This window comes from Streptomyces filamentosus (genome assembly GCF_014654895.1).
Taxonomy (GTDB): Bacteria; Actinomycetota; Actinomycetes; order Streptomycetales; family Streptomycetaceae; genus Streptomyces; species Streptomyces filamentosus.
The window spans coordinates 1267595-1281007 of sequence record NZ_BNBE01000002.1 but is presented as its reverse complement, the minus strand read 5'-3'; the positions used below and the strand labels follow the sequence as shown (position 1 = coordinate 1281007).

Annotated in this window: 14 protein-coding genes; 7 read left to right on the top strand and 7 right to left on the bottom strand. The window is 73.8% G+C overall.

Annotated elements, in window-relative coordinates:
• Positions 1-117 precede the first annotated feature (117 nt).
• Entirely contained in the window at positions 118-1113 is a 996-nt protein-coding gene (locus IE326_RS24635) for an N-acetylglucosamine kinase (RefSeq protein ID WP_150226903.1), read from the bottom strand.
• A gap of 88 nt (positions 1114-1201) precedes the next feature.
• On the opposite strand from IE326_RS24635, the gene IE326_RS24630 reads away from it, so the two are divergent.
• Positions 1202-1879: a uracil-DNA glycosylase gene (locus tag IE326_RS24630; RefSeq protein ID WP_150226902.1), complete on the top strand. Its 678-nt coding sequence runs from the start codon at positions 1202-1204 to the stop codon at positions 1877-1879.
• Positions 1880-1942: 63 nt separating this feature from the next.
• Here the strand turns inward: IE326_RS24630 and IE326_RS24625 are convergent, their stop codons facing one another.
• Positions 1943-3022 (bottom strand): NADH:flavin oxidoreductase/NADH oxidase, encoded by a 1080-nt coding sequence (locus IE326_RS24625; protein WP_190043025.1) that lies wholly within the window; start codon positions 3020-3022, stop codon positions 1943-1945.
• 197 nt (positions 3023-3219) lie between these two features.
• On the opposite strand from IE326_RS24625, the gene IE326_RS24620 reads away from it, so the two are divergent.
• Positions 3220-3603 carry an ArsR/SmtB family transcription factor gene (locus tag IE326_RS24620; RefSeq protein ID WP_190043024.1) on the top strand — a complete coding sequence of 128 codons (384 nt, stop codon included), beginning with the start codon at positions 3220-3222 and terminating at the stop codon, positions 3601-3603.
• Here the strand turns inward: IE326_RS24620 and IE326_RS24615 are convergent.
• The gene (locus tag IE326_RS24615) at positions 3581-4231 is read right to left on the bottom strand and encodes a DUF305 domain-containing protein (protein ID WP_229915601.1); all 651 of its coding nucleotides are present in this window, start codon (positions 4229-4231) and stop codon (positions 3581-3583) included. The genes IE326_RS24620 and IE326_RS24615 overlap by 23 nt on opposite strands.
• 175 nt (positions 4232-4406) lie before the next feature.
• Between IE326_RS24615 and IE326_RS24610 the strand changes: the two genes are divergently transcribed.
• Positions 4407-5933 (top strand): LVIVD repeat-containing protein, encoded by a 1527-nt coding sequence (locus tag IE326_RS24610; protein WP_373310255.1) that lies wholly within the window; start codon positions 4407-4409, stop codon positions 5931-5933.
• An 11-nt stretch (positions 5934-5944) separates the two neighbouring features.
• Here the strand turns inward: IE326_RS24610 and IE326_RS24605 are convergent, their stop codons facing one another.
• The 4 genes from IE326_RS24605 to IE326_RS24590 form a co-directional block, all read right to left on the bottom strand.
• On the bottom strand, positions 5945-6562 hold the full coding sequence (locus IE326_RS24605) for a TetR/AcrR family transcriptional regulator (protein WP_150226898.1): 618 nt from the start codon (positions 6560-6562) through the stop codon (positions 5945-5947).
• Between the two features lie 134 nt (positions 6563-6696).
• Positions 6697-7374 (bottom strand): phosphatase PAP2 family protein, encoded by a 678-nt coding sequence (locus IE326_RS24600; protein WP_150226897.1) that lies wholly within the window; start codon positions 7372-7374, stop codon positions 6697-6699.
• Between the two features lie 126 nt (positions 7375-7500).
• Complete coding sequence (locus IE326_RS24595; protein ID WP_190043023.1) at positions 7501-8442, bottom strand: M56 family metallopeptidase; 942 nt, start codon at positions 8440-8442, stop codon at positions 7501-7503.
• A gap of 140 nt (positions 8443-8582) precedes the next feature.
• Positions 8583-9182, bottom strand: a complete 600-nt coding sequence (locus IE326_RS24590; protein WP_190043022.1) for a DUF5134 domain-containing protein — start codon at positions 9180-9182, stop codon at positions 8583-8585.
• A gap of 169 nt (positions 9183-9351) precedes the next feature.
• Between IE326_RS24590 and IE326_RS24585 the strand changes: the two genes are divergently transcribed.
• From IE326_RS24585 to IE326_RS24570, 4 genes are all read left to right on the top strand, one after another.
• Positions 9352-9924 (top strand): GNAT family N-acetyltransferase, encoded by a 573-nt coding sequence (locus IE326_RS24585; protein WP_190043021.1) that lies wholly within the window; start codon positions 9352-9354, stop codon positions 9922-9924.
• A gap of 156 nt (positions 9925-10080) precedes the next feature.
• The gene (locus tag IE326_RS24580) at positions 10081-11481 is read left to right on the top strand and encodes a DUF6421 family protein (RefSeq protein WP_150226893.1); all 1401 of its coding nucleotides are present in this window, start codon (positions 10081-10083) and stop codon (positions 11479-11481) included.
• Between the two features lie 32 nt (positions 11482-11513).
• Positions 11514-12272, top strand: a complete 759-nt coding sequence (locus IE326_RS24575; protein WP_150226892.1) for an SDR family NAD(P)-dependent oxidoreductase — start codon at positions 11514-11516, stop codon at positions 12270-12272.
• Positions 12251-13354 carry a threonine aldolase family protein gene (locus IE326_RS24570; RefSeq protein WP_373310254.1) on the top strand — a complete coding sequence of 368 codons (1104 nt, stop codon included), beginning with the start codon at positions 12251-12253 and terminating at the stop codon, positions 13352-13354. The genes IE326_RS24575 and IE326_RS24570 overlap by 22 nt, the downstream gene beginning before the upstream one ends.
• Positions 13355-13413: the final 59 nt, after the last annotated feature.

The window sequence follows — 13413 nt, the reverse complement described above, 5'->3', positions numbered from 1 at the left end:
TGCCTTCTGTCCACGTATGTCCGGTCCGACATGTACCGAATATCGGACTGGCCCCTTGCCGGACCCCTCCGCACCCCCCGGGACCAGCGACGATGCCCCTGGGGCCGGTCCGCGGGGTCAGGCGATCCGCAGCAGGTCGGGGTCCTCGGGAAAGCGGGTGCCGCCGCCCGCGAGCGAGAAGGCGAGGGACACCGCGCCGTCCAGCGGGTCGCCCGCCGGAGTGACCCCGCGGACCCCGGGCAGCCGGTCCGCGAGCGCGGCCCGCAGCGGTGCGAGCAGCGGCTCGCCCAGCCGGAACAGGCCCCCGGTCAGCGCCACCACGGCCTCCGGGACCGGCGGGCAGGCCGCCTCCGCGGCGTCGGCGATGTGCTCGGCGGCCCGCTCCAGGACCGCGGCGGCGACCGGGTCGTCCGCCGCGCAGGCCGCGACCTCCGGGGCGAAGGCGGCGAGCACGGCGGGCCGGTCGGTGCGCGGGTAGAGCGCGGCCGGCAGCCCCGCCGCCGGGCCGTGGAGCTTCTCCGCCCGTGCCAGCAGCGCCGCCGAACCGCCGCGCCGTCCGTCGTACGCCCGCATCGCCGCCTCCAGGCCCGCCCGGCCGATCCAGGCGCCGCTGCCGCAGTCGCCCAGGAGGTGGCCCCAGCCGTCGGCCCGGCGCCAGGAGGACAGGTCGGTGCCGAGCGCGACCAGCCCGGTGCCGCCCGCCACGACCGCGCCGGGCCGGGGGCCGAGCGCCCCGGCGTAGGCGGTGACGGCGTCGGCGGCGAGCACGGTCCCGCGCACCCCCCAGGCCGCGGCGAAGGCGCCCGGGAGGACGGCCCGCAGCTCCCCGCCGAGGGTGGCCATGCCCGCGGCGCCCACCGCGGCGGCGAGCACCGGGCGCTCCTCCCCGGCCCGCGCCCGCAGCGCCGCCACGGCCGGCAGCACCGACTCCAGGAAGTGCTCGGCGCAGATCCCGTCCGGTCCGGTCCGTACGGGGCCGGGCGCGGCCGTCCGGCCGAGCACCGCCCGGTCGGCCGCCCTCGCGAGGGCGACCCGCAGTCCCGAACCGCCCGAGTCGATGCCGACGACCACCGCGTCCGCCGGGCCGCCGGTGCGCTCGCTCACGGACTCCACGCTGCAACCGTCCTCTGGAGTGGGGGTCTGGGGGCCGCAGTCTAGGACCGGAGGGCGTTGTCGGTGTAGGCCGCTAGAGTGACGGACCGTGACTGCGAGACCGTTGAGCGAACTGGTGGGGCCCGGCTGGGCCGAGGCGCTGGAGCCCGTCGCGGGCCGGGTGGCCGCGATGGGCGACTTCCTGCGGCAGGAGATCGCCGCGGGCCGGACCTATCTGCCGGCGGGGCCGAACGTGCTGCGCGCCTTCCAGCAGCCGTTCGACGACGTGCGGGTGCTGATCGTGGGTCAGGACCCCTATCCCACGCCGGGGATGGCGATCGGTCTGAGCTTCGCGGTGGCCCCGGAGGTGCGGGAGCTGCCGGGCAGCCTCCTCAACATCTTCTGGGAGATGCACCAGGACCTGGGCCACCCCCGTCCGTCCAGCGGCGACCTCACCCCGTGGACCCGGCAGGGCGTCCTGCTCCTCAACAGGACGCTGACGACCGCGCCGAGGAACGCGGGCGCCCACCGCAACAAGGGCTGGGAGGAGGTCACCGAGCAGGCCATCCGGGCGCTCGCCGCCCGTGGCAAGCCGCTGGTGTCGATCCTCTGGGGCCGTGACGCCCGCAACGCCCGGCCGCTCCTCGGCGGTCTGCCGGCCGTCGAGTCCGCGCACCCGTCCCCGCGCTCCGCCGACCGCGGCTTCTTCGGCTCGCGCCCCTTCAGCCGGGCCAACGAGATGCTGGTCGCCCAGGGCGCCGAGCCGGTGGACTGGCTGCTGCCCTGAACGGGAAGGGGGCGCCGGCCCGGCCGGCGCCCCCGCGTGGACACCCCGCTTCCGGCGGGGTGTTCAGATCGCCCAGGCGTACTGCGGCGGGGCGGACGCGGTGGCGTCCAGCTCGCGCGCGGCCCGGCGCGGCCAGGAGGCGTCGCGGAGCAGTTCGCGGCCGAGGAGCACCGCGTCGGCCTCGCCGTTGGCGAGGATCTTCTCCGCCTGCGCGGGCTCGGTGATGAGGCCGACGGCGGCGACCGGCAGTCCGGTCTCCGCCCTGACCCGCGCGGCGAACGGCACCTGGTAGCCGGGGGCGGTGGGGATCCGGGCGGGGCCGCCGTTGCCGCCGCTGGAGACGTCGAGCAGGTCGACGCCGTGCTCGCGCAGCAGGGCGGCGAGGCGGACGGTCTCGTCCGGGGTCCAGCCCGCCTCCTCCAGCCAGTCGGTGGCGGAGACGCGGAAGAAGACCGGCAGGTCCTCGGGCCAGACGGCGCGGACCGCGTCCACGACCTCCAGGGCGAGCCGGGTCCGGTTCTCGAAGGACCCGCCGTAGCCGTCGGTGCGGCGGTTGCTGTGCGGCGAGAGGAACTCGCCGATGAGGTAGCCGTGGGCGCCGTGCACCTCGACCACCTGGAAGCCGGCGGCCAGGGCGCGGCAGGCCGCGTCGGCGAAGAGGCCGACGACCTCCCGGATGTCGTCCTCGGTCAGCTCGGTCGGGACCGGGTAGCCCTCGTCGAAGGGGACGGGGCTGGGGGCGACGGGCTGCCAGCTCTCCTCCGCCGGGGCGGGCCCGCGGCCGAGCCAGGGGCGCTGGGTGGACGCCTTGCGGCCGGCATGGGCGAGCTGGATGCCGGCGACGGTGCCCTGGGCCCGGAGGAAGGAGGCGATCCGGCGCAGGCCCTCGGTCTGGGTGTCGTTCCACAGGCCCAGGTCGGCGGGGCTGATGCGGCCCTCGGGGGCGACGGCGGTGGCCTCGACCAGGATCAGTCCGGCGCCGCCGGTGGCGCGCGACCCGTAGTGGGCGAGGTGCCAGTCCGTGGCGACTCCGGCGTTCGGCCCGAAGACCTCCGCCGAGTACTGGCACATCGGCGCCATCCAGACGCGGTTCGGGACGGTCAGCGAGCGGAGGGTGTAGGGCTCGAAGAGGGCGGCGCTCATCGCGGACTCCGTTTCGGGACGGCGGGATGCCGGGCGCGGGACGCCGGGCACGGAGGACGCCGGGTCCTGGGCGGGCCCGGCGGGACACTCGTACGGTACCCATCGTAGTACGGTGAATGTCAAACTACGAGGGTCCTCGTACAATGAACGCGTCCGCCCCGGACCGCCGCCGCCCCGGACCGAAGTGGAGAGCCGCCATGACACCCCCCGCCAGCCCCCGCCTCCTGGAGCACCCCGCCCGCGAGGAGATCCTCCTGGAGTCGGTGCTGCACGCGCTCTCGGACGCCGTCCGCCTGCGGATCGTGCGCGAACTGGCCGCCGCGGAGACCGCGTTGAGCTGCTCCCACTTCGTCCTCCCGGTCACCAAGTCGACCACCACCCACCACTTCCGGGTGCTGCGCGAGGCCGGGGTCATCCGGCAGGACTACCAGGGCACCGCCAAGCTGAACGGGCTCCGCAGGGAGGACCTCGACGCCCTCTTCCCCGGCCTCCTCGACACCGTCCTCGCGGCGGCCGAGGCGCAGTCCGCCCGCGCGGAGGACGCCCCGGCCGGCCCGCTCACAGCGACCGCATCCGATTGATCTCGGCGGTCTGCTGGGCGATCACGTCGTTGGCCATCTCCTCCACCAGGACGTTGTTGCCCGCGCCCAGCACCTCCGCCGCCATCGTCACGGCGCCCTCGTGGTGCGTGACCATCAGCTCCAGGAACAGCTCGTCGAAGGCCCGCCCCTTCGCCGCGCGCAGCCGGGCGAGCTGCTCCTCGGTCGCCATGCCCGGCATCGCGTGATGGTCGTGGGCGCCCTGGTCGCGCGGCCCGCCGTTCGTCCTCAGCCAGCCCTCCATGGCGCCGATCTCCGGCTGCTGGGCCGCCGCGATCCGCTCCGCCACCTTCCTGACCTGCGGTGACCCCGCCCGCTCGGGCGCCAGCGCGGTCATCGTCAGGGCCTGGCGGTGATGGACGACCATCATCTGCACGTACCGGAAGTCCGCGCCGTTCGGCCGCTCGTCGGGGAGCAGTCGCGCCGCCTCCTCCGGCGACACCCGCCGGGCCGGCTCGCCCGGTCTGCCCGGCACCACCACCGAGTCCGCCCCGGTCGCGGCGGGCCGGGGCGCCGCCTCCCCGGAGCCCGATTCACAGGCGCCCAGGGCGAGCGCGGCCAGCACGGAGAGGGACGCGGCGGCGACGGCGCGCCGATGGCGTATCAGCAACGGGACCTCCAGGGGGATTTGCGGGTACAGGGGCCGTTCCTAGCAGTTCTTGCCGGGGATCCGCGCGAGATCCTTCATTACATCTGTGTTGCCATCTGTTGGGATGTGCACGCCAAGGAACATACTGCCGGGGTCCAGCACCGTTCAGCGTTGAACGGAAAACACGGAGGACGGAGTGACTTCGTTGCATACCCCGCACAGTCCGCGCTCCCGGAAGAGACGCCTCGGCGCGGCCACCGCCGCGGCCGGCCTGCTGGCCGCGCTGCTCGCCACCGGCACGGCCGCCGCCACCCCCGACCCCGGGGACGCCCCGGCCGGGGCCCCCGTCTCCGCGGCGCAGGCCGCCGAGGCGCGCGCCGCGATCGAGAGCGGCGAGATACCCGGCGTCGACGAGATCGTGAAGACCGACAACATCCAGCACCTGGCGAACGTCCCCAAGGACGCGCTCAAGGGCCTCAACACGGACCTCGCCTTCCAGGGCAGGTACGCCTTCGCCGGCAACTACGACGGCTTCCGGATCTTCGACATCAGCGACCCGAAGACCCCGAAGACGGTCGCCCAGGTGCTCTGCCCGGGCTCCCAGAACGACATCTCCGTCTCCGGGGACCTGCTCTTCCTCTCCACCGACTCCTCCCGCAGCGACGACTCGTGCGCCAGCACGACGCAGCCCGCCTCGGTCAAGGAGTCCTGGGAGGGCATGAAGATCTTCGACATCAGCGACATCGCGAACCCGAAGTACGTCGCCTCCGTCGAGACCGCCTGCGGCTCCCACACCCACACGCTCCTGCCGCAGCGCAAGGACGTGTACGTGTACGTCTCCTCCTACTCGCCCAACGACGCCTTCCCGGACTGCCAGCGCCCGCACGACGGCATCTCGGTCATCAAGGTCCCCCGCAAGGCGCCCGAGCAGGCCCGCGTCGTCAACTTCCCCGTCCTCTTCCCCGGTGAGGGCCCGGACGGCGGCGGCAACCCCGGCGCCCCCACCAACCCGGGCGTCTCCAAGACCACCGGCTGCCACGACATCACCGTGCTGCCCGGCAAGGACCTCGCCGCCGGCGCCTGCATGGGCGACGGCATCCTCTTCGACGTCTCCGACCCCGAGCACCCCCGGGTGATCGACCAGGTCCAGGACAACGTCAACTTCGCCTTCTGGCACTCCGCGACCTTCAACCAGAAGGCGAACAAGGTCGTCTTCACCGACGAGCTCGGCGGCGGTGGCGGCGCCACCTGCAACGCGGCCGTCGGCCCGAACCGCGGCGCCAACGGCATCTACGACATCACCGGCAAGGGCAAGAACCGCAAGCTCGTCTTCCGCAGCTACTACAAGATCCCGCGCCACCAGGCCGACACCGAGAACTGCGTCGCCCACAACGGCTCGCTGATCCCCGTCAAGGGCAAGGACCTCATGGTCCAGTCCTGGTACCAGGGCGGCGTCTCGATCTGGGACTTCACCGACTCCGCGCACCCGAAGGAGATCGGCTACTTCGACCGCGGCCCGCTGTCCGCCACCACCCTCTCCACCGCGGGCACCTGGTCCGCGTACTACTACAACGGCCACATCTACTCGAACGAGATCGCCCGGGGCCTCGACGTCCTGAAGATCTCCGACCGCCGCACCGACCCCGCGAAGCGGATCCGCATGGACGAGCTCAACGTCCAGACCCAGCCGGACTACTTCGAGGACTTCGGCGACCGCGACTGATCCCGGGCGCGTCAGAGCGCGCCGTCGGGCGGACCCCCGTCCGGCGGCGCGCCGCTCTCCCACGCCAGCCCGTACCGGTGGAACAGCTCCGCCCGCAGCCGCGCCGCCGGCATCGGCGCGCCCGGCAGCAGCACCGCCACCACCGCGCCCATCAGCAGTGCCCGCAGCAGCGGATAGTCCCGCTCCACGTCCTCGGAGCCGTACCGCTCCACCGTGTCCCGCAGCAGGAAGGCGAGCTGCTGCTGCTCCTCGCAGCGCACGAAGCCCTCGTCCTGGAGGATCACCGCCATGTGGGTCCGCATCACCATCGGCCGGTCCACCGCGAGCCCCAGGACCGCGTCGATCGCGCGGGCCAGCCGCTCCGCGCCGTCCTCCGTGCGCGGCTCCCGCTCCAGCGCCGCGGCGAGCGTGCGGTGCATCAGCCGGTGCACCGCCGACTGGAGCAGCGGCCGCTTGCCGGGGAAGTAGTACGAGACGAGGCCCCGGGCCACCCCGGCCCGCCGGGCGATGTCGGCGAGGGTCGCCGCCTCGAACCCGCCCTGCCCCACGACCTCGACGGCCGCCTCCAGGATCCGCTCCCGGGAGCGTCGCCGAAGCTCTTCGTTGACCGATGGGCTACGTGGCGTCATGCTGGGGCTCCCGCGTTGACTGGCTCTCGGCCAATATACTCAGCGCGGTCCGCCGTCCGCCCCCGTGGTGCGACGGCGCGGAGACCGCCGATCCTGGGCGACACGGGGGATCGTCCAGGATCGGCGGCCTTCCGTCAGGGGCCCTCGCGCCGGGACTCCCCACGGGCCCGCGCCCGCCGGGGGAGGGGGCGGCGGTCGAGGCTCCCGCGGTACGTCACCACCGCGACGGCCACGCAGCACCAGCCCAGCAGCCAGCCGGCCAGCACGTCGGACGGCCAGTGCACCCCCAGGTACATCCGGGTCCAGCCGACCCCGAGCACCGAGACCGCCGCCACCCCGGCCGCCGTGCCCCAGCCCCGCCACGGCTCCCGCCCGACGAGCGCGAGCACCCACAGCAGCAGCCCGCACACCACCGCCGCCGTCATCGCGTGGCCCGAGGGGAAGGCGGAGTAGGAGGCCGAGTCCACCGGATCCGGCCAGACCGGCCGCTCCCGGCCGACCAGGGCCTTGACGCCCTGCTGCACCCCGGCCGCCACCGCACAGGTCCCCGCCACCCACAGCGCCAGCCGCCGCCGCCCGTACCGCAGCAGCGCGAGGGCGACGGCGAGGGCCAGCGCCCGCAGCGTCCACGGGTCCCACACCCAGTCGCTCAGCACCCGGTTGAGCCGGGTGAACCCCGGATGGGCGACGGCGCTGCGGTGCAGCGCCTCGTCGACCGCGCGGTCGAAGGAGAGCAGCGGGGACCAGCCGGTCACCACGAGCACGAGCAGCAGCAGGGCGAGGCCCCCGGAGACCACGGCGGAATTGCGCATTCCACGATCCTGCCGGACCACCCGCCGCGCACCCTCGTGCGCAACACCGGGACGGACCCGCGTCGTCGTCCCGCCCGGACGCCCGGGCCGCGTCCTCCGGATCGGGCCGGATCCGGAAGACACGGCCTAACCGAGGGCGGCCAGACCGGGGGAGAAGGCGACCAGCACCGGCAGGACCGGGACCAGGGCCGCCGTCGCCGTCAGCCGCAGGCGGCGGCCCGCGGTCAGCCGGGGCGCGGCGGTGAGCAGCCGGTCGACCCGGTGGGGCAGCCCGGCCCGCAGACCGCCCGGCACGCGGCCGAACACCCCCCGCTCCTCGTTGAGTTCCACCAGGGCGAGCGCCACCGTGAGCCGTCCGAAGCGGCGCGAGGCCACGTCGTCGGCGGCCAGCTCCACCAGCCGGTGCATCTCCTCGCGGAAGGCGGTGAAGACCGGGACGCCGGGGAAACCGGCGGCCAGCGCGCCCGAGCAGTGCAGCAGCCAGTCGTGGCGGGCCCGGGCGTGGCCCTGCTCGTGGGCGAGGACCGCGTCCAGCCGGCGGCCCTCCAGGCGGCGGAGGGCGGCGGTGGTGAGGACGAGCCGGGGCACGGCACCGGGCAGCCGCCAGGCCTCCGGACGCTCGCCCTCCAGGACGACGAGCCGTCCGCCGTCCGGCTCCTCGCCGGGCAGCCGCGGGGCGCGGATCCGCAGTTCGTCGCGGCGCTGCCGGCGGCGGGCCCTGGCCAGGCCGATCTCCCGGCCCAGCATCGCGCCGGACCACAGCCCGCCCGCAGCGAGGACCACGGCGAGCACCGCCGACCAGGGGCCGCCGCCGGTGGAGAGCTCGTACGCGTCGACCACCGCGCGCGGCGCGGGCGCGAAGACCTGGCCGCGCACCGCCTGCCAGGCACCGGCCGCGCTGAAGGTCATCGAGAGCGCGAAGCTGACCAGGACCGCGGCCACCACGCACTGCCACACCCACAGTGCCACGACCGGTTCTCGCTCCGCCCAGTCGCCCCGGGCGAGCAGCCGGGGCGCGGTGAGAGCGGTCACGAGGCCGAGCAGGAGCAGCACGAGGGAGACCCACATGCCGCCAGACTATGAGCGGGGTGCTCCCCGGGGGTATGGCCTCACACGCCAAGTGACGTACGCCACGGTTTCGGCGCCGTGAACCCGAACGTCCTTGCGGGAGGCGGGACTCGGGCCCCGCCGGGGTCCGGGGCGCTTGCTCAGAGCGCGAGGAGCATCGCCAGCATGGCGAGCCCCGTCGACAGCCGGCAGACCAGGGCCAGTTCCGGCCGGGCCGCCCAGGCGGGCGCGCCGGCGGCCGGCCCGGCCGCCGTGACCACGCGCGCGCGGGGGGCGGCCGGGACGAGCCGGGCGCCGGAGCGGAGCACGTACACCGTGTAGTAGAGGAGCAGTCCGCCGGTGAGCAGCGGCACGCCGCCCGCCGCCGAGGGGCCCGCGCCCGCGCCGTGCGCCGCGTGCACCCCCTGCGCGCCCAGCGCCGGGGCCATCGCGAGCGCCATGTAGACCATGGCGAGGGAGTCGACCGCGTGGCGCAGCCGGTGCCCGTGGCGCCGCGCCGCGCACAGGTCCCGCGCGGCCACCGCACCGAACAGCACCGCGTACCCCGCCCAGCTCCAGGGCGGTGGGGTGAGGACCGCCGCGGGCAGGGCCATCGCGGCCATCCCGAAGCCCATCACGGCCTCCGCGCGCGCGGCCCGCCGCTCCTCGCCCGCGCAGACCCGCGTCCGCAGCAGGCAGTACGCCCCGCCGGCCGCGCAGAGCGCGACGAGCAGCCACCCGGACAGGGCCGGTCCGTGCACGGCACACCTCCCCCTCGACTCGTTCCCCGGGCAGGACCTGCCCGCCCCCGGCCGCGCGCACGCGGGCGCACGGTTGCGCACGGGCGTACGAAGGGGGGTGCGGCGGCGCGCGTTAGGCTCGGGGTGATCGCGCACGCCGGTCACCGCGCCCGAGGGGAGCCCCCGCACGATGGACACCGCCACGCCCGTTCCCGACACCGCCGCGCCGCAGGAGCCCGGCACCGTCACGTACCGGCGGGCGGTGCTGGACGACGTGCCCGTCGTGGTGCCGCTCGTCGAGTCCGCCTACCGGGGCGACGCCTCCCGGGCCGGGTGGACCACCGAGGCGCACCTCCTGGAGGGGCAGCGGACCGACCCGGAGGGCGTGGCCGCCGTGATCACCGCCCCGGGCAGCGTGCTGCTGCTGGTGGAGCGGGACGGCGCGACGGTCGCCTGCTGCCAGCTGGAGCACCGCGGCGAGGCCGCCTACTTCGGCATGTTCGCGGTCCGGCCCGAGCTCCAGGGCGCCGGCCTGGGCAAGCGGATCATCGCGGAGGCCGAGCGGCGGGTCCGCGAGCTCTGGGACGTCCGCGAGATGCACATGACGGTGATCAGCGCCCGCGAGGACCTGATCGCCTGGTACGAGCGGCGCGGCTATCGCCGGACGGGCGAGACCCAGCCCTTCCCGTACGGCGACGAGCGCTTCGGCGTGCCCCTGAGGGACGACCTCCGCTTCGAGGTCCTGGTGAAGCCCCTGGTCTGATCCTTACGGCGGAAGCACGTCTTCACCCCCCGGCCCGCAGGAAAAAATGCGGTCGGGAGGGTGTCGCACGGGAGAATTTCTCTTGCTCCTCTTGCGGGGATCACCCCTGCGTGGATACGGTTTCTTGACGCAAGGTTCTCCTGTGGAGGAAGAGGCATGACGGAAATTCTTGTGCAGGACGTGACCGGTGGGGGGATAGCCACCGACGCCCGCGTGATCGACCACCCCGCCTGGCCCGAGCTCAAGAAGGCCGTGGAGGAGATCCGCGTCTGGCAGCGCGCCGACGGATCCGTCGACTTCGACGCCGAGGACGCCCCCGCCCGCTCCCTCGTCGAGCTGACCGTGGACCGCATGGTGGCCGCCGTCGAGCAGCTCTCCCCGCTCGTGCCGCACGACGCCGAGTACCACCGCGCCCTCGTCGCCGACCTGCGCGCCTGGTCCGAGGGCGGCTTCGCCGTCCCCGACTTCCTCGACTCGCTGATGGTCTTCCACCCGGCCGCCGGCCGCGCGGACGGGCTCCAGCACCTCGTGCTCTTCCCCATGTACACGCAGAACGGCAACCCGGACCGCAACTTCGAGGCCGTCGTCCTCCGCATGGTCTGGCCCGAGTGGCTCTCCGAGCTGGAGGGCACCCGCTACGACAACCCGGGCTTCTGCGGCATCACCTTCGAGGACTTCACCGCCGGGTACGACACCAACTCGGCCGTCCTCTTCCCGGAGACCGTCGCCGTCCGCGAGGTCCCCGAGCGCTTCACCTGGGGCGGCATCTTCTGCGACCGCGAGGCCGCCCGCTTTCGCAAGGTCACCGAGGCCGCCGTCGACACCCTCGGCCTGGAGCTGCCCGCGGACATCGCCGCCATGCTCGGCGACCAGACCCGCTGCGAGCAGGCGTTCGTCCTCTGGGACCTGGTCCACGACCGCGCCCACAGCCGCGGCGACCTGCCCTTCGACCCCTTCATGATCAAGCAGCGCCAGCCGTTCTGGATGTACGGCCTGGAGGAGCTCCGCTGCGACCTCACCGCCTTCAAGGAGGCCGTGAAGCTGGAGGCCGAGGGCAACGAGCACGGCCGCGACGTGCAGTACGCGGTCCTCTTCGACCGGATGTTCCGCTTCCCGCTCACCGGCGACCGCAACCGCAACTACGACGGCCTGGGCGGCCAGCTCCTCTTCGCGTACCTCCACAAGAACGACGTGGTGCGCTGGACGGACAACGTCCTCACCATCGACTGGGAGCGCGCCCCCGAGGTCACCAACCGCCTCTGCGCCGACATCGAGAAGCTCTACCGCGACGGCATCGACCGCCCGAAGCTGGTCCACTGGTTCAAGGCGTACGAGTTCGTCTCCGGCTACCTCGCCCCGCACCCGGGCTCCAAGTGGGCCAAGGGCCCCGACGCCCTGGACCTCACCCTCCCGCCGCGCAAGCTCGTCGACGACGTGCTTCCCGACGAGTTTCCGCTCAGCATGTTCTTCGAGGCGCTTTCCAAGAAGATGAAGGGCGTGATCGCCGACACCAAGGGGATCACCGCCGCGGACATGCCCGAGCGGGCCGCCGCGTGACCGACGCTACGGAACACACGGAGGAGGCGTCCATGAACGCCAGCGGAAACGGTGGACCCCTCGACGGGGCGGTCGTCGCGGTGGCCGGCGCGGCGGGCCCCGCCGGCCGGGCGGCCCTGCTCCGCCTCGCCGGCGCCGGCGCGACGGTGGTCGCCGCCGACGCCGACCCGGCCCGTCTCGCCGAGGCGGTCGAGGCCGCCCGCGAGGTCCACGGCGCCAAGGTCGTCGGCGACACCGTCGACCTCCTCGACCTCGACGCCACGCGCTCGTGGGCCGACAAGACGGAGAAGGAGTTCGGGCGCGTCGACGGCCTCGTCCACCTCGTGGGCGGCTGGCGCGGCAGCTCCTCCTTCACCGAGACGGACCTCAAGGACTGGGACTTCCTGGAGAAGCTCCTGATCCGCACCGTCCAGCACACCTCGCTCGCCTTCCACGACGCCCTGCTCCGCAGCGGCGGCCGCGGCCGCTACGCGCTGATCAGCCAGGTCGGCGCCCACAAGCCGCAGGCCAACAACGCCGCGTACAACGCGGGCAAGGCAGCCGCCGAGGCGTGGACCCTGGCGATGGCGGACTCCTTCCGCAAGCTGGGGGGCGAGGACGGCCCGCAGGCCGCGGCCGCCGTCCTGGTGATCAAGGCGCTGGTGCACGACGCGATGCGCGCCGAACGCCCCAACGCGAAGTTCGCGGGCTTCACCGACGTCGAGGACCTGGCCGCCGAGATCGCCGGCCTGTGGGACAGGCCCGCCCAGGAAGTGAACGGACAGCGCCTGTGGCTGACCCCCGCACCGTGACCGCGGCCCTCGGGCACCGGACCGACGCCCGTCGTCACCACGACCCGTCGGTCCGGGGCTTCGCCAGCGACAACTACGCCGGCGTCCACCCCGAGGTCCTCGCCGCCATCGCCCTCGCCAACGAGGGCCACCAGGTGGCCTACGGCGAGGACGAGTACACCGACCACCTCCAGCGGATCATGCACGGCCACTTCGGCCCGCTGGCCGAGGCCTTCCCGGTCTTCAACGGCACCGGGTCGAACGTGACCGCCCTCCAGGCGCTCACCGACCGCTGGGGCGCCGTGATCTGCGCCGAGACCGCCCACATCAACGTGGACGAGGGCGGCGCGCCGGAGCGCATGGGCGGCCTCAAGCTGCTCACCGTGCCCACCCCGGACGGCAAGCTCACCCCCGAGCTGATCGACCGGCAGGCGTGGGGCTGGGAGGACGAGCACCGGGCGATGCCCCAGGTCGTCTCGATCACCCAGAACACCGAGCTGGGCACGGTCTACACCGTGGACGAGGTCCGCGCGATCGTCGAGCACGCCCACTCCAAGGGCATGAAGGTGCACCTCGACGGCGCCCGGATAGCCAACGCGGCCGCCTCCCTCGACGTGCCGATGCGCGCCTTCACCAACGCGGTGGGCGTCGACGTCGTCTCGTACGGCGGCACGAAGAACGGCATGCTCTTCGGCGAGGCCGTGGTCGTCCTCAACCCGGACGCGGTCAGCCACATGAAGCACCTGCGCAAGCTGTCCATGCAGCTCGCGTCGAAGATGCGCTTCCTGTCGGTGCAGCTGGAGGCACTGCTCGCCAAGGACCTGTGGCTGCGCAACGCCCGGCACGCCAACACGATGGCCCGCCGCCTCGCGGACGGCGTGCGCTCCCTGGACGGGGTGGAGATCCTCTACCCGGTGCAGGCCAACGCGGTCTTCGCGCGCCTCCCGCACGAGGTCAGCCGCCGGCTCCAGAAGCGCTTCCGCTTCTACTTCTGGGACGAGGCCGCCGGCGACGTGCGCTGGATGTGCTCCTTCGACACCACGGAGGACGACGTCGACGCCTTCCTCCAGGCCCTGAAGGAAGAACTGGCCCGCAGGGCATAGCTGAATAGATATGCGGCCGAGTGGAAAAAGATTGACTCCACTCGGCCGCATTCCTATGC